Here is a 25,287-nt window from a genome sequence, read left to right as displayed (position 1 = left end):
CGTGAACGCGGGGACGATAAAAGTGTGATGAAGATCACAAAATTGAACAGACCGGCTCCGGGGGGCCGGTCTGCAGGGTGACGCAGGCAATTTTCAGATCGCCTGGGCGGGATGGGCGTAGGAGATCGGGGCGGTGGCCGGATCGTCCTGATAGCTGACTTCTTCCCACGCCGTGGCGTCGGCCATCAGCGCGCGTAGCAGCTTGTTGTTCAACTCGTGACCAGACTTGTGCGCGTAGTACGCGCCGATCAGGCTGTGGCCGAGCAGATAGAGATCACCGATCGCGTCGAGGATCTTGTGTTTGACGAATTCGTCTTCGTAGCGAAGGCCGTCTTCGTTGAGCACGCGGTAGTCGTCGAGCACCACGGCGTTATCCATCGAACCGCCGAGCGCAAGATTGTGTTCGCGCAACATCTCGATATCGCGCATGAAGCCGAAGGTACGTGCGCGGCTCACTTCCTTGACGAACGAGGTGGTCGAGAAGTCGATTTCTGCGCGCGAGGTGCGCTTGGAGATGATCGGGTGATTGAACTCGATCGAGAAACCGACTTTGAAGCCTTCAAACGGCTCGAAACTGGCCCATTTGTCGCCTTCCTGCACCTTCACCGGCTTCTTGATGCGGATGAAGCGCTTCGCCGCCGACTGCTCTTCAATGCCGGCCGACTGCAGTAGGAAGACGAACGGACCGGCGCTGCCGTCCATGATCGGCACCTCTGGCGCGGAAAGATCGACATACGCATTGTCGATCCCTAAACCTGCCATCGCCGACAACAAGTGTTCCACGGTTGAAACACGCACGTCACCGTTGACCAACGTAGTGGACAAACGCGTGTCACCTACGTGATCGGGACGAGCATGAATCTCTACCGGAGGATTGAGATCGGTGCGACGGAAAATGATGCCGGTATTCGCTGCTGCCGGACGCAATGTCATGTAGACCTTGTCGCCGGTATGCAGACCGACGCCGGTAGCACGGATGATATTTTTGAGCGTACGCTGCTTAATCATTTATTGGGTACCTGTAGGGGCAGCAGCCAATTCGAGCTGGGATGCTAACACAGTCTTAACCTGCGGAAAAACAAACCGTACCGTACCGTCCGGTCAAGCCTTCATTTCCCTTTCATCAAATAATGCGATTCATTCGCATCCCGATGCTGCAAGCACTACAGGTAAATCAAGTACTTGCGATTCGACACAGAATCCCTTGCCGGGGACGGGAAGATCCGGCAACGGGATTCCGGACCGGCGGCGCGAATCCTCCACGCCAGCCAATCGTGCGCCATCCTCAAGATCGCACTGTCTATCGCATTCAACGCACGAACGCGACGCCAGCCGACATCAGTGATGTCCCCTGTCACAGCCAATGACCCGGCGGCGAAAGGTGGCGGAAAGGAAGAATACCCTCCTTGCCCGGCACAGGGAACACTGACAAGTTAATGCGTCGTTAGTTCATGCTCCACCTACTTCTTCACATTTTCTTAGTGCCCTTTAGTCGGCCTGACGGCGCAAGAAGGCCGGAATATCCAGGTAATCGAAGCTCGGATCGGCGCTCTTGGCCGGACCTTCGCCCCCGCGCGGGTTGCTCGCCACGATTTCCGGCTGGGCGTAATCCACCACTTCGTTGCCGGTACCGGTACGCAGGACCATCGGACGCGGACGTGCGCGCATTTCCACCTGCTGGGTCGCCTGGCGAATCGGCTGGCGGGCGGTGGCACGGTTGAGACCAGTGGCCACCACCGTCACGCGTACGTCATCCTGCATTTCCGGATCCAACGAGGTACCGATCACCACCGTGGCGTCTTCGCTGGCGAAGTCGTGGATGATGCGGCCGATCTCGTCGAACTCGCGCATGGTGAGGTTCGGACCGGCGGTGACGTTCACCAGGATGCCGCACGCGCCGTTGAGATTGACGTCTTCCAGCAGCGGATTGTTGATCGCCGCTTCCGCCGCCGCCTGCGCGCGGTCGTCGCCACGGGCGGTACCCGAGCCCATCATCGACAGACCCATTTCACTCATTACCGTGCGCACGTCGGCAAAGTCGACGTTGATCAGGCCCGGGCTGGTGATGAGATCAGCGATGCCCTGCACCGCGCCCTGCAGCACGTCGTTGGCGGCCTTGAACGCATTGAGCAGCGTGACCTCGCGACCCAGCACCGACAGCAACTTCTCGTTCGGCACGGTGATCAGCGAATCGACGTGCTGCGACAGGTCTTCGATGCCCTTGAGCGCAACCTGCATGCGGCGACGGCCTTCGAACGGAAATGGCTTCGTAACCACTGCAACCGTCAGAATGCCTTTTTCTTTGGCGAGCTGAGCAACGACCGGAGCCGCGCCCGTACCCGTGCCACCGCCCATGCCGGCGGTGATGAACACCATGTCCGCACCGTTGAGCATTTCCTCGATGCGCTCGCGATCTTCCAGCGCGGCCTGGCGGCCCACTTCCGGATTAGCGCCCGCGCCCAGGCCCTTGGTGACATTGGCGCCCAGCTGCAGGTGCGTGCGGCCACCGCAGCCTTTCATGGCTTGTGCGTCGGTGTTGCAAACCACGAAATCGACGCCGTCGATGTTGGAGTTGAGCATGTGCGCCACGGCGTTACCGCCGCCGCCGCCCACGCCGATGACTTTGATCACCGCATTCGGTGCCAGTTTTTCGACCAGTTCAAACATTTCCCGTCCTCCGTAGAGCTTTCGTTGTCGTTGTAACCAAGGTTCGACTCCTGTCTTGCCGTGGTGGTGAGCGAACCTCCATTCGCCCTGGCTGCGCCTCCTGCGCCACCTAACTCATTCGTTTCTAAAAATTCTTGGTGATCCACGTGCGCAGCTTGTCGACCAAGCCGCCCACGCTGCCACCGGCCGGACCGCTCGCGCGCATACCGCCGGAACGCGCGCCATGCAGCAACAGGCCCACGCCGGTGGAATGCAGCGGATTGGCGATCACTTCGCCCAAGCCCACTACGTGCTGCGGCACGCCGATGCGCACCATCTTGTGGAAAATCTCTTCCGCCAACTCCAGCGCTCCTTCCATACGCGAAGCGCCGCCAGTGAGCACCACACCAGCAGCGACTAGGCTGTCGTAGCCGGAACGGCGCAGCTCGTCCTGCACCATCTCGAAGATTTCTTCGTAGCGCGCCTGCACGCTCTGCGCGAGCGACTGCCGCGCCAGCCGACGCGGCGGACGATCGCCCACGCTCGGCACTTGAATGGTTTCTTCCGCGTGCGCGAGTTGCGCCAGCGCGCAGGCGTATTTGATCTTGATCTCTTCGGCATGCGCAGTCGGTGTGTGCACGCCGTAGGCGATATCGTTGGTGACCTGGTCGCCGCCCACCGGCAGCGACCTGGTGTAGCGGATAGCTCCTTGCGTGAAGATCGCGATATCCGTGGTACCCGCGCCGATATCGACCAGGCACACGCCCAGCTCACGCTCGTCATCCGTAAGCACCGACTTCGCGCTCGCCACCGCCGACGGCACCAGCTCGTCGACAGAAAGTCCGCAACGCTGGATGCACTTGCTGATGTTCTGCACCGCCGCTGCCGCACCGGTCACCAAGTGCACCGACGCTTCCAGTCGCACGCCGCTCATGCCGACAGGCGAGCGGATGCCGTCCTGGCCGTCGATGCGGTACTCCTGAGACTCCTTATATAAGACCTTCCGATCGGCTGGGATCGCCACCGCGCTCGCCGCTTCCAGCACCTGGTCGAGATCACCGGGCGCCACTTCGCGATCGCGGATCGCCGCCGTGCCGTGCGAGTTGCGTGTTTCCAAGTGGCTGCCGGAAATGGAGGCATACACCGAACGAATATCGCAACCGGCCATCAGCTCGGCTTCTTCCACCGCGCGCTGGATCGAATGCACGGTGGATTCGATATCCACCACCGAACCGCGCTTCATGCCGCGCGACACATGCGAACCGATACCAATCACCTCGATCGGTTCGCCCGGCTCGTACTCGCCCACGATCGCCACCACTTTCGAGGTGCCGATGTCGAGGCCGACGACCAATTGCTTTTCGTTTTTGCCTTTCATGTGCGTGGCGTGCCTCCGGCATCAGGAGCGGTCGGGGCGGCCGTCGCTTGCGGCCATTTCACGGCGAAACCATTGGTGTAACGAAGATCGGCATACTCGAAACCTTGCGAGTGACCCGCGGCCACCTGTGGATACACATCGAGGAAACGGCGCAGACGCCGACCGGCCTGGCCGCGATCGCCGATCACGATCTGCGCGCCGGTATCCGTGGCGACGCTCCAGCTGCCGCGTTCGGTCAACGTGACGCCGGTGATCTTTAGATGCGTACCGACAAACGCCTTCTGCACGTCGGCGAAGAAGCTCACCACTTCGGCCAGGTGATCGTCGGGACCGCGCAAGTCGGGCAGTTGGTTGTAATCGGCCGCATCCGGCACGTTGAATACCTTGCCTTCGCGACTGATCAGCGCATTGGTGTTCCAACGCGCGAACGGCTGACGTTCATACACGCGCAACAGCAAGGTATCGGGCCAGCGCTTGCTCGCTTCCACCGATTCCACCCATGGCAACGCGGCCACCGCTTTCTGCACAGCATCGAGATTCAGCGCAAAGAAGCCTTTGCCCAGGCGCGGTTGCACGGCGGCGCGGATCTGCTCCGCGCTTACGTGCTTGAACTCGGCCTGCACCGTCAACTGGGTGACCGGCCAGCGGTCGGCGGCAAACCAGCCGCTCAACACGCCGACGATCGGCAAGACCACCAAGGCGATGGCCAGGCACCAGGCGACGAGGCGAATGCTTCCCCTCATTGCGTCTCCCTGAAACTGGTTTCGAGTACCCGCCAGCACAGTTCCTGGTAATCGATGCCAGCGACGGCCGCCGCCTTCGGCACCAACGAATGCGAAGTCATGCCCGGCGCGGTGTTCACTTCCAGCAGCCAGTTGCGACCTTCGCGATCGCGCATCACGTCGACGCGGCCCCAGCCGAAGCAGCCCAGCGCATCGAACGCTTCCAGCGAAAGCGCGCGCAGCGAGGCTTCCGCTTCGCCTTCCAGGCCGGGGCAGATGTAGCGCGTGTCTTCGGCGATGTACTTCGCGTTGTAGTCGTAGAACGCGCCCTTCGGCACGATGTGGATGCTCGGCAAAACTTGGCGACCAAGCATGCCGACGGTGAGTTCGTCGCCGACGATCAGCGTTTCCATCAGCAGATCGCCCGGATATTTCTCGGCCAGTGCCACGGCGGCGTCGAGATCCTTCTCCTCGAACACGCGCGTCACACCCACGCTGGAACCTTCGCACGCGGGTTTCACAATCAACGGAAAACCGATTTCCTTCGCCGCAGCGTGCATGTCGGCGCCGCGCGGCAGCGCCACGAATTTCGGCGTCGGCAAACCCAGCGATTGCCACACGCGTTTGGAACGCGTCTTGTCCATCGAGAGCGCGGAACCCAGCACGCCCGAACCGGTGTACGGCACGTGCAACGATTCCAGCGCACCCTGTAGCACGCCGTCTTCACCACCACCGTGCTGACCATGCAGGATATTGAACACGCGCGCGAAATGCCCCGCGCGCAGGGCATCCAGCAGTGCAGGAATGCCGTCGATCGCATGCGCATCCACGCCGCGCGCCTTCAGCGCCGTCAGCACGTTGCGGCCGGAATCGAGCGATACCTCGCGCTCGGCCGAGCTACCGCCCATCACCACGGCGACACGGCCAAACTGGGCGGGATCGGTGATCTTTCTCATGTTTCGCTGGTCCTCAAATGGCCGGTTTGCGCCAACTCCACCGCCGCCGCGCCGATATCACCGGCACCGAGTAGCAGCAGCAAATCACCGTCGCGTAGCAGCGTGGGCAATGTGTCTTTTAGTTCGCGCGGGTGACTGATCAGCACCGGATCGACCTTGCCGCGCGCACGCACCGCACGTGCCAGGGCGCGGCCATCCGCGCCTGCGATCGGCGCTTCACCGGCGGGATAGACCTCAGTGAGCACCAGCACGTCGGCTTCAGCCAGCACGTTGGCGAAATCGTCGAGCAGATCGCGCGTACGGCTGTAGCGATGCGGCTGAAAGCCCACCACCAGGCGGCGTTCCGGCCAACCACCGCGCGCAGCGGCGAACACGGCGGCAAGCTCGCGCGGATGATGGCCATAGTCATCAACCAACATGACGTTGCCATGATCGATTGCGATCTCGCCGCGACGATGGAAACGGCGGCCGACACCCTGGAAATTCGCCAGCGCATGCGCGATCGCTTCGGGTTCCACGCCAAGCTGCCAACCGATGGATGCGGCCGCCAACGCGTTCAGCACGTTGTGCCGCCCTGGCAAATTGAGCACGACCGGGATCGACTTGCCCATACCTGACAACAGCAGATCGAAATGCATTTCGAAACCCTGCTGCCGCACATTGATGGCACGCACGTCCGCCTGCTCGGCGTCGATCCCATACGTCATCACGCGGCGCGTGGTCAGCTTGGCGAGTTCGGTCACTTCCGGATCGTCCATGCACAGCACGGCCAGGCCGTAGAACGGCAGGCGATGCAGGAAATCCGAGAACGCCTTGCGCACCAGCGCGAAATCGCCCTGGTAGTTCTCCAGGTGATCTGCGTCGATATTGGTGACCACTGCAATCACCGGCGATAGCAGCAGGAACGAACCGTCTGATTCGTCCGCTTCCGCGACGATGTACTGCCCGGTACCGAGCCGCGCATTGGCGCCTGCAGCGTTCAACTGACCGCCGATCACGAAGGTGGGGTCGTAATTGGCTTCGGCCAGCACACTGGCGACCAGGCTCGTTGTGGTGGTCTTGCCATGGGTGCCGGCGATGGCGATGCCGCGACGGAAACGCATCAGCTCGCCAAGCATTTCCGCGCGCGGAATTACCGGGATGCGCGCTTCACGGGCGGCGACCAGCTCCGGGTTGTCGGTCTTGATTGCGCTTGACGTGACCACGACATCCGCATCGCCGACATGTGCCGCCGCATGACCGATGCGCACGTCGATGCCGAGCTGGCGCAGGCGCTGCGCGGTCGGTGATTCGCTGCGATCCGAACCAGACACGGCGTAGCCGAGGTTGTGCAGCACTTCGGCGATGCCGCTCATGCCCACGCCGCCGATGCCGATGAAGTGCACACGGCGGAAGGTCACCATCAAGTCTTCGTGCGCAAGCAAGCGACGCGGCGTCATGCGGCCACCTCCACGCAGGCGCGCGCGATGTCCGCGGCGGCATCCGGCTTGGCCAGCGTGCGCGCGGCTTCCGCCATCGCCAGCAGCTTGGCGCGATCGCTCAGCAACGCGGTCAGACGCTGCGCCAAATCCTTCGTATTCAAATCACGTTCCTGGATCAATTCGGCTGCACCGGCGGCGACCAGCGCCTCGGCGTTGCGGGTCTGGTGGTCGTCGACTGCATGCGGGAACGGCACCAGCACTGCGCCCAGACCGCACGCAGTCAGCTCGGCGAGTGTCAGCGCACCGGCGCGGCACACGGCAAGATCGGCCCATGCATACGTGCCGGCCATGTCTTCGATGAACGGCACGATGCGCGCTTCCACACCGGCATCGGCATAGGCTTTGCGCGCTTCGTCGATGCCGCGATTACCGCATTGATGCAGCACCTCCGGCCGTTGCTCACTGGGCAGTTGCGCGAGCGCCTGCGGCACAGACGTGTTCAGTGCGCGAGCACCAAGGCTGCCACCCAATATCAACAGACGCGGTTTGCCGCTGCGCTCGGCCATGCGCTGTGCCGGCGCCGGCAGCGATGCAATCGCGCCGCGTACCGGGTTACCCACCCACTGCGCATTCGGCAGGCTGTCCGCAAAACCAGCCATCACGCGACGCGCGTGCTGCGCTAGTTTGCGATTGGTGAAGCCGGCCACGCGATTTTGTTCGTGCACCAGCAGCGGCCGATGCAACAGCCGCGCGGCGACCCCGCCGGGGCCGGCCACGTAACCGCCCATCGACAGCACGCTGCGCGGCTTGAGCCGATGCAGCACCGCCAGCGACGAAAGCAGCGCGCGCAGCAACATCCACGGCGCGAGCACGCGTGTCTTCAGTCCCTTGCCGCGCAAACCGCCCACGGCAATCGTGTGCAGCTCGATGCCGTGCGCCGGCACCACCTTGGTTTCCATGCCGCCCTGCGCACCCAGCCATACCACCGGCACGCCCTGCGCGCGCAGCGTTTCCGCCACGGCAAGGCCGGGGAAGATGTGACCGCCGGTGCCGCCAGCCATGATCAGCACGGGTGCCTGCGCGCTCATGCCGCCACCGCCTCGCGCTCACGCGCATTATTCGGATTGGCGTCCGGCACTGCGGCGGCTGGCACGCGCGTGGCCATCTGCCGTGCATCGAGTGCGCGATAGATTTCGAACGTCGCGCGCAGCAGCACGCCCGCCATCGCACAGGTAAGCACGATCGACGAACCGCCGTAGCTGATCAGCGGCAAGGTGAGGCCCTTAGTCGGCAACGCGCCGAGATTCACGCCAATCGACACCATCGTCTGCAGACCGATCATCAGCGAGATGCCGAACGCGATGTAGCCGGCGAAGCGCTGACCGACTTCCACGCCCTTCAGCCCCACGTGCAGGCCGCGCCACACGGTCAGCGCAAACAGTCCTATCACCGCGATAATGCCGAACAAGCCAAGCTCTTCGCCGATCACCGCGAAGATGAAGTCGGTGTGCGCCTCGGGCAGATACGACAGCTTCAGCACGCTCGAACCGAGGCCCACGCCCATCCACTCGCCGCGGCCGATCGCCATTAGCGACTGCGTGAGCTGGAAGCCGTCGTTGAACGGATCCTTCCACGGATCCATAAACGAAGTGAGGCGCTTCATGCGATAGCTTTCGCTGGTCGCCGCGATCGCCAACAGCGGCATCAGCGGCAAGCCCATGATGAAAAGAAAAATCGGCCGCGCGCCGCCCAACCACACCAATGCGATCGTTACCGCAATCACCAGCGTGGCTGAACCGAAGTCCGGCTGCGCGAGCAGCAGCAGCACGATCACACCCGACACCGCGATCGGCTTGATCAGCCCAAGGAAACGCGTCTCGATGCTCTCGCGATGGCGCACCAGATAGCTGGCCAAATACACCACCAGAATCAGCTTCACCGCTTCCACTGGCTGGAACGAGGTGACGACAAGATTCAGCCAGCGCCGCGCGCCGTTGAGCCGCATACCAAGGTGCGGCACGAACACTGCCAGCAGCATGATGAAGGCCACCAGCATCAGGAAGAAGGCGTGCTTCTCCACCACCTTGAGCTCGGTGCGCATGGCGACGCCTGCCGCAACCATGCCGAGCGCGAGGTATATAAGGTGGCGCTTCAAGTAGTAGAACTCACCCATGTGCGTACTGTCGGCCACGGCGATCGAGCTGGACGTCACCATCACGACACCCACACAAGCAAGGCCGACCAAGGCCACCAGCAGCGGCAAGTCGAACTTGCCGCGCGGGCCCTGCCGGCGTTTTGCCTGAGTTGTGTCGAAGCCGAACATCGATCAACGCACCTTCAAGGTTGCCAAGCCAATGAGCACCAGCACCACGCTGATGATCCAGAACCGCACGATGACCCGAGGCTCGGGCCAGCCTTTCAATTCGAAGTGGTGATGGATCGGCGCCATCCGGAAGATGCGCTTGCCGGTCATCTTGAAGCTCGCGACCTGCATCATCACCGACACCGTTTCCATCACGAACACGCCACCCATGATCAGCAGCACGATCTCCTGCCGCACGATCACCGCGATCGCCGCCAGTGCCGCACCAATGGCCAGCGCACCGACGTCGCCCATGAACACCTGAGCGGGATAAGTGTTGAACCACAGGAAACCCAAGCCCGCACCCGACAATGCACCGCAGAAGATCGCCAGCTCGCCCGCGCCGGGAATCGAGGGAATGCCTAAGTATTCGGAGAACACGCGATTGCCGGCCAGGTACGCGAACACGCCGAGCGCGCCCGACACCAGCACGGTCGGCATGATCGCCAGGCCATCCAGGCCATCGGTGAGGTTCACCGCGTTGGAGAACCCCACGATCATGAAATAAGCGAGCACGATGAAGAGCGCGCCCAGCGGCACCGCCACATGCTTGAATACCGGCACATACAGCGCCGTTTCCGCCGGAAGCGACGCCGTGTGAAAGAGGAACCACGCCGCGCCGACGCCGAACACCGACTGCCAAAAATACTTCCAGCGCGATGCAAGCCCGCGGCTGTCTTTCAGCACCAGCTTGCGGTAATCGTCGTAGAAACCGATCGCGCCGTAGCAGAGCAGCACCAGCAGCACCAGCCACACGTAGCGGTTGTTGAGGTCCACCCACAACAGCGTAGCGATGGCGACCGAAAGCAAAATCATCACGCCGCCCATGGTCGGCGTGCCGGCCTTGGACAAATGCGACTGCGGGCCTTCCTTGCGCACTACCTGGCCGGCCTTGAGGGCGGCGAGCTTGCGAATGAGCGCGGGACCGAACAGCAGCGACATCGCCATCGCAGTCAGCGCTGCCATGATCGTGCGGAAGGTGATGTACTGGAACAGATGTGGCGTGGCGAAATGCCGGGAGAACCATTCGGCCAATTCAAGCAGCATGAGGTGCTCCCTCCTCTGGCCGGCGCTTGAGCGCAGCCACCACGTGTTCCATGCCCGCCGAGTGCGAGCCCTTCACCAGGCAGGTGACGCCGGCATGCAGTTCCGCGCGCAAGGCGTCGATCAACGCCGCCTTGTCGGCGAAATGTGTAGCGCCCGCACCGAATGTCTCGACCGCGGCTGCGTTCAACGGCCCCACCGCAAACAAGCGGTCGATGCCTTTTTCGCGAGCATGACGGCCGACGCCTGCATGCAGCGCACGTGCATCCGCGCCCAACTCGGCCATGTCGCCCAGCACCAGCCAGCGCTCGCCGTCAGCTAGCGCCAGCGTGTCGATCGCTGCGTACATGGAGCTGGGATTAGCGTTGTAGCTGTCGTCGATCAGCGTCCAGCCGTCCGGCATCGCGATGCGCTTCAGGCGCCCTTCTACCGCAGTGGCCTGTTCCAGACCTGCGACGATGGTGTCGATCGGCACGTCCAGCGCCAACGCGATGCTGCTCGCCGCCAATGCGTTGGCGATGTTGTGGCGACCGGGCAACGGCAATTGCACTTCGGCGTCGCCATGTGGCGTGCTCAACACGAAGCGTGAACCGTCCAAGCGCTGCTCCAGAATTTCTGCGCCCACATCAGCCTTGTGATCCAGCCCGAAGCGCAGCACGCGACGTCCGCCCGCCAAGCCAGCAAAGAAGCTGGCGAAGGCATCGTCGGCGTTAATCACCGCCACGCCGTCTGCAGGCAGTGCGCGATATAGCGCGCCCTTGGTTTCAGCCACCATTTCAATCGTACCCATCCGCTCAAGATGCGCTGGCGCGATGAGATTCACGAGGCCGATATCGGGCCGCGCGATGGCAGCGAGATATTCGATATCGCCGGGCTTGCCCGCACCCATTTCGAGCACGGCGTATTCGGTGTCTTCAGGCATCCACAGCAAGGTCAGCGGCAGGCCGATTTCGTTGTTGTAGCTGCCGGTGTTGACGTGCGTGCGGCCGTGCCGCGACAAGATCGACGCGGTGAGCATCTTCACGGTGGTCTTGCCATTCGAACCGGTGATGCCGATCACTCGCGCATTGCGCTGCGCGCGCACGGCACTAGCCAGATCACCCAGCGCCAGCTCGGAACTCTCCACTTCCACCTGTGGTAGATCGCTTTCCACGCGATGCTCGACCAAGGCGGCTACTGCGCCGCGCGCTTTCGCGTCGGCGAGATAGGTGTGGCCATCCACGCGCTCGCCCTTGAACGCGACGAATAGATCGCCCGATTGCACTTTGCGCGAATCGATCGCGACGCCGGTGACGCTGGCATCGACGCCGTGCAGATGTCCGTGCGTCCACATGGCGATGGCGCTGAGCCGCATCATGCGCGGTTCTCCAGGGCGATGCGTGCCACCGACATATCGTCAAATGCGCGCTTGCCGCCCGCGCTTTCCTGGTAGGTTTCGTGCCCTTTGCCCGCAATCAACACGACATCTCCAGTGTGAGCCATCTTCAACGCAGCGCGAATTGCGGCTTCGCGATCGCGAAGTACAGTGGCGGCTTGTGGCCGCGCCATGCCGGCCAGGATCTGCGCGACGATCGCGTCGCCGTCTTCACCGCGCGGGTTATCGTCGGTGACGATGGCGACGTCAGCCAGCCGCTCGGCGATCTCGCCCATCTGCGGCCGCTTGCCTGCATCGCGCTCGCCGCCGCAGCCGAACACGCAGATCAGCCGCGCCTCGCAATGCGCGCGCAGCGCGGTAAGCGCCTGCTCCAGCGCATCCGGCGTATGTGCGTAATCAACCACCACCAGCGGCAGACCATGCAGACCGCCGATACGATTCATGCGCCCGTTCACCGGCTCCAGCGCTTCGACCGCATCGACGATGCGCTCGAACGATTCACCCAACGCACCGAGGCAGCCGATGACGGTGAGCAGATTCGCCACGTTGAAACGGCCAAGCAGGCGGCTGCGGATCAACCGCTCGCCCCACGGTGTGCGCAATTTGAACGCAACGCCTTCGGCAGACGTGACGATGTGGGTGGCGACAATATCGGCGTGAACATCGCCGCTGCTCAGCCGCCATGCGCGCACGTTCGCCGGCAGTTTGCTGCTCAGCTGGCGGCCGAACGCGTCATCGATATTGATCACCGCCGCCTTCAGTCCACTCCATGCGAACAGCCTGGCCTTGGCTGCGCCATAGGCTTCCATGCTGCCGTGGTAGTCGAGATGATCACGTGTGAGATTGGTGAAGGCCGCTACTTCGAACGCCGTGGCGGCAACACGGCCTTGCTCCAACGCATGCGAAGACACTTCCATGGCCACGTGCGTGGCGCCGTCGCGGCGGAACTCGGCGAACAGGCGCTGCACGGCGATCGCATCGGGCGTGGTGCGTTCGCCCTCGCGCAGTTGGCCGTGCAGGCCAGCGCCGAGTGTGCCGATGGTGGCGGCGCGATGACCAAGTTTTTCCAGCGCCTGCGCCAGCAGTTGCACTGTGGAGGTCTTACCGTTGGTGCCGGTGATGCCGGTCACGCGCATCGCTTCGGATGGACGGCCAAAGAAGCGCGCGGCGATTTCACCCACGAAGGTGTGCAAACCATCAATCCACAACACCGGCACGCCAGGATCTTCCAGCTCGGCCGGGGCCGGCGTTTCGGCCAACACCACGCTGGCGCCGCGCTGCACCGCACCGCGCACGAATTCAATGCCGTGTCCGCGTGTGCCGCGCAGGGCGAAGAACGCGTCGCCGCGCTGCACCTGTCGCGAATCGAGCGAAAGCCCAGAAACGACAACAGGCCCTGCGGCCTTCGTTTCGGCGATGCCCTGCAACAGATGATCCAGGCGCTGGCCGCTCATGGCTCTACGGCCTCCGCGGCAGATTGATCATCCTGCTGTCCGTTCTGCGGCGGCGCGGTCCCGGCCAGACCGCCGCCGGCCTGCAGCGGACCACCCACGTACCAGCGGCCGATGTTGTCGGGCGGCACGTCGAGCAGGCGGAGCGCACCGGTCATCACGCTCTGGAACACCGGCGCAGACACGACGCCGCCGTAGTACACGTTCTTCTTGGGATTGTTGATCACCACCACGCCGACCAGACGCGGATCGGTGGCGGGCACGATGCCGGCAAACAGCGAGTTGTAGCTGTTCTTGGCATAGCCGCCGACCGAAGCCAGGTGCGCGGTGCCGGTCTTGCCCGCCACGATGTAGTTGGCGATCTGCGCGCGCGTGGCCGAGCCGCCTGGCGCGGTCACCGTCTCCAACATGTCGACCAGTTGCCGCGCGATGGTCGGCGAAATGATCTGCTTGCCCGGATCGCCATCGCCCTTGATGAAAGTGGGCGTGTGCACCATGCCGTTGTTCGCCAGCGTGGCGTAGGCCGTCGCCAGTTGCAGCGGTGTCACGTTGAGGCCGTAGCCATAGGCCATGGTGGCCTTTTCGATCGGCCGCCAGCTACGGCCCGGCTTGAGGAAACCCGCCGATTCGCCAGGAAAACCGCTGCCGGTGCTTTCGCCGAAGCCGAACGCGCGATACGTGTCGTAGACGAACTTGGTATCCAGCGACAACGCGATCTTGGCCGCGCCGATGTTGCTGGACTTGGTGAGCACGCCGGTAGGCGTGAGCATGCCGTTACCGCCCGATTCCACGTCGCGGATGTCCTTGCCCATGAACATCCAGTGGCCGTTGCCGGTGTCGACTAGCGGCGCGGTGGGCGTGTACTTGCCGCTGGAAAGACCGGCGGCCATGGTGAACGGCTTCATGGTGGAACCCGGTTCCACCACGTCGGTAACGGTACGATTGCGGCGCTGCGCGGGCTGACTGCTCGTGACCGCATTGGGGTTGTAGGTGGGCAGGCTCACCATGGCGAGAATCTCGCCGGTGCGCACGTCCATGATCACTATCTCGCCGGAATCGGCATCGAGATCCTGCAACTGCTTCTTCAGCTCGCTATAAGCGAGGAACTGGATGCGGCGATCGATGCTGAGCGTAATGTTCTGCCCCGGTTGCGGCGCATGCACCTGCTCCACGTCTTCCACGACGCGGCCCATGCGATCGCGGATCACGCGCTTCGCACCCGGCTTGCCGGCCAGCCAATTATCGAAAGCGAGTTCCAGGCCTTCTTGGCCGTGGTCGTCGATATTGGTGAAGCCGAGCACGTGCGCAGTCACTTCGCCGGACGGGTAGTAACGCTTGTACTCGCGCTGCCCGTTCACGCCGGGGACGCCCAGCGCAATTACCGCCTGCGCTGCTTCCGGGCTCATCTGCCGGCGCAGATAGGCGAAGTCGCGATCGGCGCGCTGTTCCAGGTATGACTTCAGATCGTCGGCCGTGGTGCCCAGCGTCTGTGCGAGCGCAGGAATGCGGTCGGGGTTGTCCAGCACCTCGGACGGCACACAGGTGATGGACACCATCGGCGTGGACACCGCCAGCGGTTCGCCGTTGCGATCGAAGATGGTGCCGCGCGACACCGGAATCGGCACCACGCGCAGGAAGCGCGCGTCGCCCTGATCCTGATAGAACTGCTTGCGCACCACCTGCAGATCGAAGGCGCGCGCCACCAATCCCAACGACGCAACGCCAAGCACGCTGATCACCAGCAGCATGCGCTGGCGCGTACTGGGGCCGGCGCCCTTGCGGCGGGAACTGGGCTTGGGTGCCATGGCTTGCTGCAGTCGGTTCATGGCCGCACCAACTGCACGTCCTGCGGACGCGGCGCGAACATGCCGAGCTTGGTGCGCGCCTCAGAGTCGATGCGGCGCGGCTCAGCCCAGGTGGCCTGCTCCAGCTCGAGCCGGCCATATTCGATATTCAGTTCGTCGCGCTGACTTTGTAGTTGGGAAAGCTGCACGAACAACGCGCGACTCTGGTGACGCGTCCACACGACTGCGATCGCGCTGATCAGCACAGCGGCGAGCAGAATCAGCAGGCTGAAGATGCCTACGATCCTCATGCGCTGCTCCCCACGGCGACCTTTTCGGCTACGCGCAGCACAGCTGAGCGCGCACGCGGATTCGCGGCCTGCTCGGCGTCGGAGGGAAACTGCGCCTTGCCGACAGCCACCAGCTTGGCGGGCGCGGCGGCCACGGGCGGACCGCGACGACTACCCTGCACGCGACCGGAGTGATCGCGGATGAACTGCTTCACCATGCGATCTTCCAGCGAGTGGAAGCTGATCACCGACAGGCGACCGCCGGGTGTGAGCCGTTCGAGCGCCGCCTCGAGTCCATGCTCAAGCGCCTCCAGTTCACCGTTCACACGGATGCGCAATGCCTGAAACGTGCGCGTGGCCGGATGCTTGCCGGGTTCACGGCGACCGATCACGCGTTCGACGAGTGCCGCCAGTTCACCGGTGCGGGTGATCGGCGACTCTTTGCGGTGCTCGACGATGACGCGGGCGATCTTGCGGCTGAAGCGCTCCTCGCCGTAGATCCACAACACGTCGGCGATTTCGCGCTCGTCAGCATGGGCGAGGAAATCCGCCGCGCTTTCGCCCTGCGTGGGATCCATGCGCATGTCTAGCGGCGCATCGGCCATGAAGCTGAAGCCGCGGGCGGCTTCATCCAACTGCGGCGAAGAAACGCCGATGTCGAGCAGGACCCCGTCGAGACCGGCAGCGGTTTCGTCCCATTCGGCGAGCGTGCAGAAATTGGCGTGGCGGATCGTCACGCGCGGATCGGCGGCGAATTCTTTCTGCGCGGCAGCGATGGCTTGCGGGTCGCGATCCATCAGCAGCAGGCGACCGTCGGGGCCTAGGCGCGACAGCACGGCGCGGGCGTGACCGCCGCGTCCGAACGTACCATCGAGATAACGCCCGCCTTCCCGCACGGCGAGACCCTCCACCGCTTCATTCAGCATCACCGGGATGTGCTGACGCTCGTCAGTCATGTCGCACTCCCGCTCTGGTTCTTTGTCATCCCGCGCCTTAAGACCGTCACCGGCCTAAAGACGCAGGTCCGCCATGTCGTCGCTGATTTCGTCTTCGCCGATGGTCTGGCGGATCTTGGCCAGGTGGGCTTGCTCGCTCCACAACTCGAACTTGTTGCCCATGCCCAGCAAAACCGCCTTTTTTTCGATACCTGCGGCCGTGCGCTGGCTGCCCGGTAGCAGGATGCGCATGGCGCTATCCGGCTCCACCATCGCCGCCGCGCCGACCAGCTTCATCTGCAAGGCGCGGTGCACAGCCTTCACGCTCGGCAAGGCGTTCACCTGGTCACGCACCTGCTCCCATTCGGCGTGCGGGAACAGCCAGAGGCAGCCCGACTCGAAGGGGTTGTAGGTAATCACCAGCCGATTGGCGCAGGCGTCCGTGACCAGCTCCCGATATGCGGTCGGGATGGCCAGTCGGCCTTTGTCATCGACGGTGATGGCGGTTTCGCCCTGGAACACGACCTAGGGAACTCCCACGAAATCCCACGATTTCACACAGGGCCCCACGATAGTCTCGCCCCTTGAGACTGTCAAGAATTTTTTGCTTGTGAATCAAGGAGAAAGGCAACAGTGTGGCCAAAATTCCAGCGATTTCTAGGAAGCACTCCGAGGTGCTTGATCGTGGTGGATTTTTTGTTCCAAACAGCCATTTCCTGACGAGCCATTCCGATGACAGTCTCGCCCTCGGCATGAACCGGCCATTCATACGGGCCATGCCACGCCGACGCCGCGCCCCTGACAACTACGGGGCGGCGGCGCTTACGGTGGAAGAAGGTGGAGTCGGCCTGTAAGCCGGGTTCTGTACGCCTTGCGACGCGACAGTCATTCCTCTCGGCCAGGCGTCGCCGCCTGGCTCCAGCAACCTACCCGGGAACAACGCGGGCCGCGTTATCGTTCCCCTATTCGGTCTTGCTCCGGGTGGGGTTTACCGTGCCACGCGGCGTTAGCCCCGCGCGCGGTGCGCTCTTACCGCACCATTTCACCCTTACCTGTGCCCTTTTGAGGCCATCGGCGGTTTGCTTTCTGTTGCACTGGCCGTCAGCTCACGCTGCCCAGGCGTTACCTGGCACCCTGCCCTGTGGAGCCCGGACTTTCCTCGACGCGCTCGCGCGCGACGCGACTGTCCGGCCGACTCCGATACGCAGTATAGCTGCGACGCACACGCGCATGAGCAAAAACGAATGGAAAAATCCGGGCGAAAACACCTTTCGCGCGAAGCCTCAACCTTCGCCCTTGTCACCATACAACATTTTCCGCGGCGCTCCCGTAATCGCAGCCGCCAACTTCGCCGCCTTCGTCGGCGGCAGCTCCTCGCGCAGAATCGCAAACACGCGCTGCCCCTCGGCGAGCTTCGCGTCCATATCATCGCCGCGGCCGGCGACCAACACCACGGATTCGCCGCGCTGCTGATTGGGATCGTTCGCCACGCGCTCCGCCAATTGCGACAAGGGTTCACCGATCACGGTCTCGAACACCTTGGTCAGTTCGCGCGCTAGCACCGCTTCGCGCTCCGCACCGAATACGTCGCGCATGTCCACCAGGCTCTCGGCGATGCGATGCGAAGACTCGTAAAAGATCAGCGTACGCGGATCACCCGCAAGTTCTTCCAGCCGGCTACGACGTGCGGCGGATTTGGCGGGAAGAAATCCTTCGAACACGAAACGATCGCTGGGCAACCCCGCAACGGAAAGCCCCGCGATGGCTGCGCATGCGCCCGGCACAGGTATGCAACGAATGCCCGCTTCACGCGCCGCGCGCACGAGGCGAAAACCCGGATCGCTGATCAGCGGCGTTCCGGCATCTGAAATCAGCGCGACGGATTCACCCTGCTCCAGCCGACGCACGATGGACGCCACCGCTTCGCGCTCATTGTGTTCGTGCAACGCCACCAGCGGCGTGCCTATATTGTGTTGAAGCAGCATGGGACGGCTATGCCGGGTGTCTTCGGCGGCGATCAGCGTGACGCTGCGCAAGGTCTCGATGGCGCGCGCGGAGATGTCATCGCGATGACCGATCGGCGTCGCCACCACCCACAGGCAACCCCTCTGATTGGATGTCATTTCCCGAGTACCTTTTCGCGGCGAGGCGACGATGCGATCGGCTATGATCGCGCAATTGCCCCAAGGGATGCGAGGAAACCCCATGCGCTTGTGCCGTCTCGCAGCGTCAGGACTGCTGATTTCGCTGGTGTTGAGCGCCTGCGTGCCATCCGTGGTGCCGCGTTCGCCCGCCGAGATCGCCGCCGCGCAGAATGCCGCCGAGCTGGCCAATCAAGGACAATTCGACCGCGCCGCGCAAGCGTATCTGGCGCTTGCCGTGCAAACGCCGAGCCGCGCCGATCATTACAAATTGCTGGCCGCCGAGGCGTATCGCGAAGAAAACGCACTGGATCGCGCCGCGCCCACCGTTGTTGACATTCAGCGCGATCGCCTTACCGATGACGAACCCGTGCGCCTGGATCTGCTGCGCGCGGAAATCGCGTTGCATCAGCGCGATCCAGCCACTGCGCTGCGCCTGACTACGCAACCGAATCTCAACGTGCCGCCAAATCTGCGTCCGCGACTGCTGATCCTGCGCGCGGATGCGCTTGCCGGCACGGGCGATCTGTGGGGCGCGGCACGCACACGCGTGGAAATGGATGACGTACTGCAAGGTGCCGATCGCGCGCAGAACCGCGATCAGGCGCTGACGCTGCTCACCAAACTGGGCGTCGATCCGCTCAAGCAACGCGCCGCCGCCATGCAGCAGGGCGACCGCATGCTGCCATGGGTGAATGAAGCGCTTGGCCGCCTCGGCGTGACCGTAGCGCAGACGCAACCGAATCTCGAACAAGCCGTAGGCACGTTGGTGCCGGGCAGCGGCGCCAGCGTGCGAGAGGGCTACAAGATGCCTGCGCACGTTGCGCTGCTGCTGCCCAACAGCGATGGCTTGGTGGCGGCGGGCGCAGCTATTCGCGAAGGCTTTTTCGCCGCGTATTTCCAGTCGTCCAACACGCACGCGCCGCGCGCCACCGTGCGCGTATACGACAGCGGCGGCAGTGCCGCCAGCGCCATCAAGGCCTACAACCAGGCCGTGGCCGACGGCGCGCAGATGGTGATAGGCCCGCTGGCGCGCTCGGAAGTACAAGGCGTGCTCAATCAACAATCGCTGCCGGTACCGGTGCTGGCGCTCAATCATCTGGACAGCAAGAAACTACCCACCGGCACGGCAAGCGAGTTCGCGCTGATGCCGGAGGACGAAGGTGCGCAAGCTGCCGATCACATGGTCGAACGCGGCCTGCATAACGCCTACGTGCTGATTTCCGGCGACGATTTCGCTAAGCGCGCCGCCGTGGCGTTCAAGGCGGAACTGGAAGCCAAAGGCGGGCAGATTGCCGGTACCGCGCAACTTCCGTCGAGTGGCGTCAATTACGGTGATGCCGTCAATGCGCTGAATGCCGGCAGCGCCGCGGGCGACGCCGGCATCTTCATCAGCATGCGCACGGAACAGGCGCGCTTGCTGCTGCCGCAGCTGCGCGTCGCGCGCATCAATCTGCCCGTGTTCGCCACCTCGCACATCTACAGCGGCAGCGACAATGCCTCCGCCGATCGCGATCTGGAAGGCGTGGAATTCTGCGCCGCACCGTGGCTGTTCGATGCCCAGACCGGTCTGCCCAGCTACCACGACCTCGCCTCCCAGTTGCCTGCCGCACGCGGCGCCGCAGCCCAGTTGTTCGCCTTCGGCATGGACGCATGGAACCTCGTGCCCTACCTCGACTGGCTGCGCAACCATCCGGGCAGTTATCTGCCGGGAGCAACCGGCCAGCTTGCGGTGGATACGTTCGGCCACGTGAAGCGCGTGCTTACCTGGCTGAAGTACCAGGATGGTGTGGCGCGCCCGATCAACGGCACGCTGGAAATGGACAACGCACCCGGCGCCCCCGCTCCCGCAAGCAGCGCGCCCATGCCTGCCACACAACCGAACGGTGGTTGATGCGCGCGGCGGGAAGCGCGTTCGAGCAACGCGCCTGCACTGAACTGGAGCGCGCCGGGCTGAAGTTGCTCGCGCGCAACTACACCACGCGCTATGGCGAGCTGGATCTGGTGATGCGCCACGGCGATACCGTTGTGTTCGTGGAAGTACGTCACCGAATTCGTTCGGGCTACGGCAGCGCGGCCATGTCCATTACCGCTGCGAAGCAAGCGAAGTTGGTGCAGACCGCGCAGCTTTGGCTTGCTGCACACCCGCAGCATGCGCAGCGGGCTTGCCGGTTCGATGTGGTGACTTATGACGGGCCGGGTGAGAGCGCGAAGATGGAGTGGTTGCGGAGCGCGTTCGAGGCTGGATGAGAAAGTTGCCGGAACCCCTCACGCTCGTCATTCCGGCGCAGGCCGGAATCCAGTCTAATATGACGTCCGAAGGACTCAAATTCGATTTTGAGTGCTTCGCACGGTTTACTAAACTGGATTCCGGCCTGCGCCGGAATGACGATCAAGCAAAGTCCTCGCTTCACGAAAACTGTGGCATCTCCGTATTAAGAGGAAGGGAGTAGAAGCACCCCATGAACCTTCCTGCCTCCCTGCTCGAAATCCTGCACACCATCTTCGGCCCCGGTGCCTGCTCCACCCACGACGCCGAACGCCTCGCCTACGCCTACGACAACTCCCGCCGCAACGCGTTGCCCGACGCCGTTGTATTCGCGCAAGAACACGCGCAAGTCGAAGCACTGGTCCGCGCCTGCCGCGAACATCGCGTGCCGGTGATCGCACGCGGCCGCGGTACCAATACCACCGGCGCCACCGTGCCGGTGCAAGGCGGCGTGGTGGTGAGCTTCGAGCGGATGAATCGCATTCTGCGTATCGATCCCGACAATCGCCTTGCCGTGGTCGAGCCCGGTGTCTTGAACGGCGATCTGCAACGCGCACTCGCGCCGCACGGCTTCTTCTGGCCACCCGATCCCACTTCGTCGCCCTGGTGCAGCATCGGAGGCAACCTCGCCTGCAACTCGGCCGGACCGCGCACGGTGAAGTACGGCAGTCCGCGCGAAAACACCCTGGGTTTGCGCGCTGTGGCGGGCACGGGTGAAAGCTTTCGCTGTGGCACATATACCAGTAAGGGCGCGACGGGTTACGACCTCACGCGCCTGTTGATCGGTTCGGAAGGCACGCTCGCGCTGATCACCGAGGCCACACTCAAACTGACACCGAAGCCTTCGGGCTTGCGCACACTGCGCGCAACTTATCGTGACGTGAGCAGCGCCGCGCATGCGGTGGCGCGCATCATGGCGCAACCGGTCACGCCGTGCGCGCTGGAATTCATCGACGATGTCGCCCTGAAGCTTGCGCACGATCACGGCGGCGGCGACGTGCCGCTGGCCGGTGCGATGCTGATGATCGAAGTCGACGGCGAACCTGACACGCTGCCATCCGCTGTCGATGCGGTATCGCACGCGGCGCGTGGCGAAGGGTTAGAAGAACTGCGCGTTGCGCAGACCTCGGAGGAAACGCAGGCGCTATGGTCGGCGCGCAAGGCGTTGTCGCCCGCGCAACGCACCATTTCGCCGAACAAGATCAACGAAGACGTGGTGGTGCCCGTCAGTCGGCTGCCGGAACTGGTGAATGGCATTCGTGAACTTTCGCGCAAGCACAACGTGCTGATCGTCACCTTCGGTCATGCTGGCAACGGCAATCTGCACGTGAACCTGCTACCGCGCGACGACGCCGAGCGCGAACGCGCGAACGCCTGTCTCGCCGAAGTGTTCGCGCTGGTGATTGCCTTGCAAGGCACGCTGTCCGGCGAACACGGGATCGGCCTAGTGAAGCGTGAATTCATGCCGCTGGCAGTGGAACCCAGCGCGCTCGATCTAATGCGAAGCGTGAAGGCGGCCTTCGATCCGGACGGCATCATGAATCCAGGCAAGCTGTTGCCGTGAAAAAAACCGACTCGCTCGATGTGCTGCTCACCGAGATCCGTGCCTGCCGCCTGTGCGCCGCGCAATTGCAGGATGGGCCGCGACCGGTGTTGCAAGCCAGCGCATCGTCGCGCCTGCTGATCGTGAGCCAGGCGCCTGGGCGCAAGGTGCACGCTACCGGCATTCCTTTCAACGACGTCAGTGGCGATCGCCTGCGCGACTGGCTGGGTGTAAATCGCGATACGTTCTACGATGCGCAACGCATCGCCATTGTGCCGATGGGTTTCTGCTTCCCAGGCAGTGGCCGCAACGGCGACTTACCGCCCCGGCCCGAATGTGCACCCACCTGGCATCCGCGCGTGCTGCCGCTGTTGAAGCGCGTGCAATTGACATTGGCGATCGGGCAATACGCACAGGCCGGCATCCTTGGCGATCGATGCGGCCCTTCGCTTACCGACACGATGCAGGCGTGGCGCGAACACCTCGCAAGCGGCATCTTGCCGCTGCCGCATCCGAGTCCGCGCAACCGGGCGTGGCTGAAGCGCAATCCGTGGTTTGAAACGGAGCTATTGCCAGTGTTGCGGAGCGAAGTGGCGCACGTGCTGCGTACCGACGCCAAACCGTAGGATCGTAGGTTGGGGTGAGACGCAGCCGAGCCCCAACACCGCAGCAACTGTCAGGTCGAACGCGGCGAAAAAATCAGATGCAAGCCGAACAGCATGAACACGGCACCCGCACAGCCGTCTATCCAGCGACTGATGCGCAGATAGCCGCGACGCATCACCGGTAGAGCAAAACATCCAGCCACAAACGAGAACCACAGGAAGGTCTCGGCCACCACCAGTGCCCACAGGCCCCAGCGCGCGGCCGGCGAGACGCCGGTTCCCACGAAGGCAGAAAAAATGCTGCCGAAATAGATCACCACTTTCGGATTGGCGAGATTGGTGAACAGACCGTTGCGCAGGGAGCGCCAAGCGCCAACGAAAACCTGTACGGGTTCGACCGCCTGCGGCTGCGATGGTTTGGTCAGCGCGCCGCGCAGCATTTTCGCACCCATCCAGCACAGATAAAGGCCGCCGCAGACCGCGATCAGGCGCTCTAGCCAGATCAGCCGATGCAGCAGCAACTGCAAGCCCAGCAGCGCCAGCGCCGCCCACATCGCCACGCCGAGAGTGATGCCGGCCACGCCCGCCATCGCCTCGTGCCGCGAACGACTTACTGCCGTCTGCGAGACGAAAAAGAAATCTGGCCCCGGACTCATCAGGGCGATGATCTGGACGATCGCGATGGTGATGAACAAGCTCATGGGACTGCTCCAGCAAACTCGGCGCAGTTTAACGGCAGCTCGCGCTCGCGGCACCTGTGGCGGCGAGCCTTGCCGGCCGGCCCGGGCTTCCTCTACGCTGCCAAAGCATTCGGACGGGGACTATCCCGGCCTTTACAACATAGGCGATGCTGCCAGTCTCACCGGAACGGTCAATCCGGCCAAGGCCGGAATCCAGTTGAATACATTGTGCGGAGCACTCGAAAAAATTCGGTGTGCTTCGCGCGGCGTACTTGACCGGATTCCGGCCTTCGCCGGAATGACGGTGAGGCAACAGCGGACATCCCTGCACAACTATCCATGCATCACCAGGGGAAAGAACACCATGCAGGAAACCACTCCATGAGCCTGAAGTTGCGACTCATCGCGATGAATTTCCTGCAGTACTTCGTCTGGGGTGCCTGGCTGATCACTATCGGCGCGTACTGGTTCCAGAACCGACATTGGTCGGGTTCGCAGTTCGGCGCGATCTTCTCGACCATGGGTCTGGCATCGCTCTTCATGCCATCGATCCTTGGTGTGGTCGCGGACAAATGGATTCGCGCCGAGCGCCTGTACGGCTGCCTGCACATTGCCGGCGCGCTCGTGCTGTGCATCGTGCCGACCATCGACAATCCCGGCACGCTGTTCTGGGTGATGCTGGTGAACATGATGTGCTACATGCCCACCATCTCGCTGGCGATCACGGTGGCCTATAACGCGTTGAAGTGCGACGGTGTGGACGTGGTGCGCGTCTATCCGCCGATCCGTGTGTGGGGAACGGTGGGTTTCATCGCAGCGATGTGGATGGTGAGCCTGCTGCATCTGGAGACCACTACCGGCCAGTTCTACGTAGCCGCGGGTGCAGCGCTGCTGCTGGGTATTTATGCGTTTACCTTGCCGCCGTGTCCTCCGCGTCTGCGCGGCAAGGATCATCGCTCGTGGCTGGATGCGCTCGGCCTCACCTCGTTCGCCTTGTTCAAACAGACCAAGATGGCGGTGTTTTTCATCTTCGCGATGTTGCTTGGCGCTGCGCTGCAGTTGACCAACGCCTATGGCGACACCTTCCTGCATGACTTCGCGCGCATCGATGCGGACAAGGACCTGATCGCGGTCCGCTACCCCGCCATCATTATGTCGATTTCGCAGGTGTCGGAAACGCTGTTCATCCTGGCGATTCCGTTCTTCCTGAAACGCTTCGGCATCAAGACGGTGATGCTGATCAGTATGCTGGCGTGGACGCTGCGCTTTGGCCTGTTCGCGTTCGGCGATCCCGGCAACGGGCTATGGATGATCGTGCTGTCGTGCATCGTTTACGGCATGGCGTTCGACTTCTTCAATATCTCCGGCTCGCTGTTCGTGGAAGGCCAGAGCGACCCGGCCATACGCGCCAGCGCGCAGGGCCTGTTCATGCTGATGACCAACGGCATCGGCGCCGTGCTGGGCAGCTCGATCAGCGGCGTGGTGATCGATATGTATTTCACCCGGCCCGACCACACGCTGGACTGGCACGGCATCTGGCTCAGCTTCGCCGCGTATGCGCTGGTGGTGGCCGTACTGTTCGTGTTCTTGTTCAGGCACAAGCATGTGCCTGAATCTCTGCACAGCGTTCCTGTGCACTGAGCGCAGCCTCTTGCGAGATTGCCCCTCACCCCAACCCTCTCCCC

The 25,287-nt window shown here is 63.2% G+C and carries 23 protein-coding genes and 1 other RNA gene; 6 read left to right on the top strand and 18 right to left on the bottom strand.

Annotation, left to right across the window (positions count from 1 at the left end):
• Nucleotides 1-93 precede the first annotated feature (93 nt).
• The 17 genes from lpxC to rsmI all read right to left on the bottom strand — a co-directional run bounded on the left by lpxC (nucleotide 94) and on the right by rsmI (nucleotide 18,487).
• Complete coding sequence (gene lpxC / locus ISP18_RS21105) at nucleotides 94-1,008, bottom strand: UDP-3-O-acyl-N-acetylglucosamine deacetylase (protein ID WP_380007103.1); 915 nt, start codon at nucleotides 1,006-1,008, stop codon at nucleotides 94-96.
• Between the two features lie 480 nt (nucleotides 1,009-1,488).
• Nucleotides 1,489-2,667 (bottom strand): cell division protein FtsZ, encoded by a 1,179-nt coding sequence (gene ftsZ / locus ISP18_RS21100; RefSeq protein WP_380007100.1) that lies wholly within the window; start codon nucleotides 2,665-2,667, stop codon nucleotides 1,489-1,491.
• A gap of 124 nt (nucleotides 2,668-2,791) precedes the next feature.
• Complete coding sequence (gene ftsA / locus ISP18_RS21095) at nucleotides 2,792-4,024, bottom strand: cell division protein FtsA (protein ID WP_380007097.1); 1,233 nt, start codon at nucleotides 4,022-4,024, stop codon at nucleotides 2,792-2,794.
• Nucleotides 4,021-4,767 carry a cell division protein FtsQ/DivIB gene (locus tag ISP18_RS21090; RefSeq protein WP_380007094.1) on the bottom strand — a complete coding sequence of 249 codons (747 nt, stop codon included), beginning with the start codon at nucleotides 4,765-4,767 and terminating at the stop codon, nucleotides 4,021-4,023. The genes ftsA and ISP18_RS21090 overlap by 4 nt, the downstream gene beginning before the upstream one ends.
• Nucleotides 4,764-5,702 (bottom strand): D-alanine--D-alanine ligase, encoded by a 939-nt coding sequence (locus ISP18_RS21085; RefSeq protein ID WP_380007091.1) that lies wholly within the window; start codon nucleotides 5,700-5,702, stop codon nucleotides 4,764-4,766. Before ISP18_RS21085 ends, ISP18_RS21090 begins: the two co-directional genes overlap by 4 nt.
• A complete protein-coding gene (gene murC, locus ISP18_RS21080; protein WP_380007088.1) occupies nucleotides 5,699-7,141 on the bottom strand; it encodes a UDP-N-acetylmuramate--L-alanine ligase in 1,443 nt (480 codons plus the stop codon). Before murC ends, ISP18_RS21085 begins: the two co-directional genes overlap by 4 nt.
• Nucleotides 7,138-8,211, bottom strand: coding sequence for an undecaprenyldiphospho-muramoylpentapeptide beta-N-acetylglucosaminyltransferase (gene murG / locus ISP18_RS21075; protein ID WP_380007085.1), 1,074 nt, complete (start codon nucleotides 8,209-8,211; stop codon nucleotides 7,138-7,140). The genes murC and murG overlap by 4 nt, the downstream gene beginning before the upstream one ends.
• Nucleotides 8,208-9,446 carry a putative lipid II flippase FtsW gene (ftsW, locus tag ISP18_RS21070; protein ID WP_380007082.1) on the bottom strand — a complete coding sequence of 413 codons (1,239 nt, stop codon included), beginning with the start codon at nucleotides 9,444-9,446 and terminating at the stop codon, nucleotides 8,208-8,210. The genes murG and ftsW overlap by 4 nt, the downstream gene beginning before the upstream one ends.
• A 3-nt stretch (nucleotides 9,447-9,449) precedes the next feature.
• Nucleotides 9,450-10,532, bottom strand: a complete 1,083-nt coding sequence (gene mraY / locus ISP18_RS21065) for a phospho-N-acetylmuramoyl-pentapeptide-transferase (RefSeq protein WP_380007079.1) — start codon at nucleotides 10,530-10,532, stop codon at nucleotides 9,450-9,452.
• A complete protein-coding gene (locus tag ISP18_RS21060) occupies nucleotides 10,522-11,886 on the bottom strand; it encodes a UDP-N-acetylmuramoyl-tripeptide--D-alanyl-D-alanine ligase (protein WP_380007076.1) in 1,365 nt (454 codons plus the stop codon). The genes mraY and ISP18_RS21060 overlap by 11 nt, the downstream gene beginning before the upstream one ends.
• Entirely contained in the window at nucleotides 11,883-13,358 is a 1,476-nt protein-coding gene (locus tag ISP18_RS21055; protein ID WP_380007073.1) for a UDP-N-acetylmuramoyl-L-alanyl-D-glutamate--2,6-diaminopimelate ligase, read from the bottom strand. Before ISP18_RS21055 ends, ISP18_RS21060 begins: the two co-directional genes overlap by 4 nt.
• Nucleotides 13,355-15,181 carry a peptidoglycan D,D-transpeptidase FtsI family protein gene (locus tag ISP18_RS21050; protein WP_380007070.1) on the bottom strand — a complete coding sequence of 609 codons (1,827 nt, stop codon included), beginning with the start codon at nucleotides 15,179-15,181 and terminating at the stop codon, nucleotides 13,355-13,357. The genes ISP18_RS21055 and ISP18_RS21050 overlap by 4 nt, the downstream gene beginning before the upstream one ends.
• Entirely contained in the window at nucleotides 15,178-15,450 is a 273-nt protein-coding gene (gene ftsL / locus ISP18_RS21045; RefSeq protein WP_380007067.1) for a cell division protein FtsL, read from the bottom strand. Before ftsL ends, ISP18_RS21050 begins: the two co-directional genes overlap by 4 nt.
• On the bottom strand, nucleotides 15,447-16,385 hold the full coding sequence (gene rsmH, locus ISP18_RS21040) for a 16S rRNA (cytosine(1402)-N(4))-methyltransferase RsmH (protein ID WP_380007064.1): 939 nt from the start codon (nucleotides 16,383-16,385) through the stop codon (nucleotides 15,447-15,449). The genes ftsL and rsmH overlap by 4 nt, the downstream gene beginning before the upstream one ends.
• Nucleotides 16,386-16,439: 54 nt before the next feature.
• The gene (mraZ, locus tag ISP18_RS21035) at nucleotides 16,440-16,886 is read right to left on the bottom strand and encodes a division/cell wall cluster transcriptional repressor MraZ (RefSeq protein WP_380007061.1); all 447 of its coding nucleotides are present in this window, start codon (nucleotides 16,884-16,886) and stop codon (nucleotides 16,440-16,442) included.
• Between the two features lie 313 nt (nucleotides 16,887-17,199).
• An RNA gene (gene rnpB / locus ISP18_RS21030) (RNase P RNA component class A) lies at nucleotides 17,200-17,563 on the bottom strand.
• A gap of 84 nt (nucleotides 17,564-17,647) precedes the next feature.
• Nucleotides 17,648-18,487, bottom strand: coding sequence for a 16S rRNA (cytidine(1402)-2'-O)-methyltransferase (gene rsmI / locus ISP18_RS21025; protein ID WP_380007058.1), 840 nt, complete (start codon nucleotides 18,485-18,487; stop codon nucleotides 17,648-17,650).
• Nucleotides 18,488-18,569: 82 nt separating this feature from the next.
• On the opposite strand from rsmI, the gene ISP18_RS21020 reads away from it, so the two are divergent.
• The 4 genes from ISP18_RS21020 to ISP18_RS21005 all read left to right on the top strand — a co-directional run bounded on the left by ISP18_RS21020 (nucleotide 18,570) and on the right by ISP18_RS21005 (nucleotide 22,943).
• The gene (locus ISP18_RS21020; RefSeq protein ID WP_380007055.1) at nucleotides 18,570-20,399 is read left to right on the top strand and encodes a penicillin-binding protein activator; all 1,830 of its coding nucleotides are present in this window, start codon (nucleotides 18,570-18,572) and stop codon (nucleotides 20,397-20,399) included.
• Complete coding sequence (locus ISP18_RS21015; RefSeq protein ID WP_380007052.1) at nucleotides 20,399-20,755, top strand: YraN family protein; 357 nt, start codon at nucleotides 20,399-20,401, stop codon at nucleotides 20,753-20,755. The genes ISP18_RS21020 and ISP18_RS21015 overlap by 1 nt, the downstream gene beginning before the upstream one ends.
• 212 nt (nucleotides 20,756-20,967) lie before the next feature.
• Nucleotides 20,968-22,338: an FAD-binding oxidoreductase gene (locus ISP18_RS21010; RefSeq protein WP_380007049.1), complete on the top strand. Its 1,371-nt coding sequence runs from the start codon at nucleotides 20,968-20,970 to the stop codon at nucleotides 22,336-22,338.
• Nucleotides 22,335-22,943 (top strand): uracil-DNA glycosylase family protein, encoded by a 609-nt coding sequence (locus tag ISP18_RS21005; protein WP_380007046.1) that lies wholly within the window; start codon nucleotides 22,335-22,337, stop codon nucleotides 22,941-22,943. Before ISP18_RS21010 ends, ISP18_RS21005 begins: the two co-directional genes overlap by 4 nt.
• A gap of 50 nt (nucleotides 22,944-22,993) precedes the next feature.
• Here ISP18_RS21005 and rhtC read toward each other — a convergent pair whose 3' ends face one another.
• On the bottom strand, nucleotides 22,994-23,623 hold the full coding sequence (rhtC, locus tag ISP18_RS21000; protein ID WP_380007043.1) for a threonine export protein RhtC: 630 nt from the start codon (nucleotides 23,621-23,623) through the stop codon (nucleotides 22,994-22,996).
• Between rhtC and ISP18_RS20995 the strand changes: the two genes are divergently transcribed.
• On the top strand, nucleotides 23,610-23,987 hold the full coding sequence (locus tag ISP18_RS20995; RefSeq protein WP_404559587.1) for a hypothetical protein: 378 nt from the start codon (nucleotides 23,610-23,612) through the stop codon (nucleotides 23,985-23,987). The two genes, rhtC and ISP18_RS20995, sit on opposite strands and share 14 nt — an antisense overlap.
• Nucleotides 23,984-25,243 carry a nucleoside permease gene (locus ISP18_RS20990; protein WP_380007038.1) on the top strand — a complete coding sequence of 420 codons (1,260 nt, stop codon included), beginning with the start codon at nucleotides 23,984-23,986 and terminating at the stop codon, nucleotides 25,241-25,243. The genes ISP18_RS20995 and ISP18_RS20990 overlap by 4 nt, the downstream gene beginning before the upstream one ends.
• Nucleotides 25,244-25,287: the final 44 nt, after the last annotated feature.

It is taken from the genome of Dyella humi (assembly GCF_044904605.1).
Taxonomy (GTDB): Bacteria; Pseudomonadota; Gammaproteobacteria; order Xanthomonadales; family Rhodanobacteraceae; genus Dyella_B; species Dyella_B humi.
This window is presented reverse-complemented; position numbering and strand designations above follow the sequence as displayed.

Bases quoted from the DNA above. Each gene is read 5' to 3' on its own strand.
- lpxC (WP_380007103.1), bottom strand. From the start codon at position 1,008: ATGATTAAGCAGCGTACGCTCAAAAATATCATCCGTGCTACCGGCGTC.
- ftsZ (WP_380007100.1), bottom strand. From the start codon at position 2,667: ATGTTTGAACTGGTCGAAAAACTGGCACCGAATGCGGTGATCAAAGTC.
- ftsA (WP_380007097.1), bottom strand. From the start codon at position 4,024: ATGAAAGGCAAAAACGAAAAGCAATTGGTCGTCGGCCTCGACATCGGC.
- ISP18_RS21090 (WP_380007094.1), bottom strand. From the start codon at position 4,767: ATGAGGGGAAGCATTCGCCTCGTCGCCTGGTGCCTGGCCATCGCCTTG.
- ISP18_RS21085 (WP_380007091.1), bottom strand. From the start codon at position 5,702: ATGAGAAAGATCACCGATCCCGCCCAGTTTGGCCGTGTCGCCGTGGTG.
- murC (WP_380007088.1), bottom strand. From the start codon at position 7,141: ATGACGCCGCGTCGCTTGCTTGCGCACGAAGACTTGATGGTGACCTTC.
- murG (WP_380007085.1), bottom strand. From the start codon at position 8,211: ATGAGCGCGCAGGCACCCGTGCTGATCATGGCTGGCGGCACCGGCGGT.
- ftsW (WP_380007082.1), bottom strand. From the start codon at position 9,446: ATGTTCGGCTTCGACACAACTCAGGCAAAACGCCGGCAGGGCCCGCGC.
- mraY (WP_380007079.1), bottom strand. From the start codon at position 10,532: ATGCTGCTTGAATTGGCCGAATGGTTCTCCCGGCATTTCGCCACGCCA.
- ISP18_RS21060 (WP_380007076.1), bottom strand. From the start codon at position 11,886: ATGATGCGGCTCAGCGCCATCGCCATGTGGACGCACGGACATCTGCAC.
- ISP18_RS21055 (WP_380007073.1), bottom strand. From the start codon at position 13,358: ATGAGCGGCCAGCGCCTGGATCATCTGTTGCAGGGCATCGCCGAAACG.
- ISP18_RS21050 (WP_380007070.1), bottom strand. From the start codon at position 15,181: ATGAACCGACTGCAGCAAGCCATGGCACCCAAGCCCAGTTCCCGCCGC.
- ftsL (WP_380007067.1), bottom strand. From the start codon at position 15,450: ATGAGGATCGTAGGCATCTTCAGCCTGCTGATTCTGCTCGCCGCTGTG.
- rsmH (WP_380007064.1), bottom strand. From the start codon at position 16,385: ATGACTGACGAGCGTCAGCACATCCCGGTGATGCTGAATGAAGCGGTG.
- rsmI (WP_380007058.1), bottom strand. From the start codon at position 18,487: ATGACATCCAATCAGAGGGGTTGCCTGTGGGTGGTGGCGACGCCGATC.
- ISP18_RS21020 (WP_380007055.1), top strand. From the start codon at position 18,570: ATGCGCTTGTGCCGTCTCGCAGCGTCAGGACTGCTGATTTCGCTGGTG.
- ISP18_RS21015 (WP_380007052.1), top strand. From the start codon at position 20,399: ATGCGCGCGGCGGGAAGCGCGTTCGAGCAACGCGCCTGCACTGAACTG.
- ISP18_RS21010 (WP_380007049.1), top strand. From the start codon at position 20,968: ATGAACCTTCCTGCCTCCCTGCTCGAAATCCTGCACACCATCTTCGGC.
- ISP18_RS20995 (WP_404559587.1), top strand. From the start codon at position 23,610: ATGAACAAGCTCATGGGACTGCTCCAGCAAACTCGGCGCAGTTTAACG.
- rhtC (WP_380007043.1), bottom strand. From the start codon at position 23,623: ATGAGCTTGTTCATCACCATCGCGATCGTCCAGATCATCGCCCTGATG.
- ISP18_RS20990 (WP_380007038.1), top strand. From the start codon at position 23,984: ATGAGCCTGAAGTTGCGACTCATCGCGATGAATTTCCTGCAGTACTTC.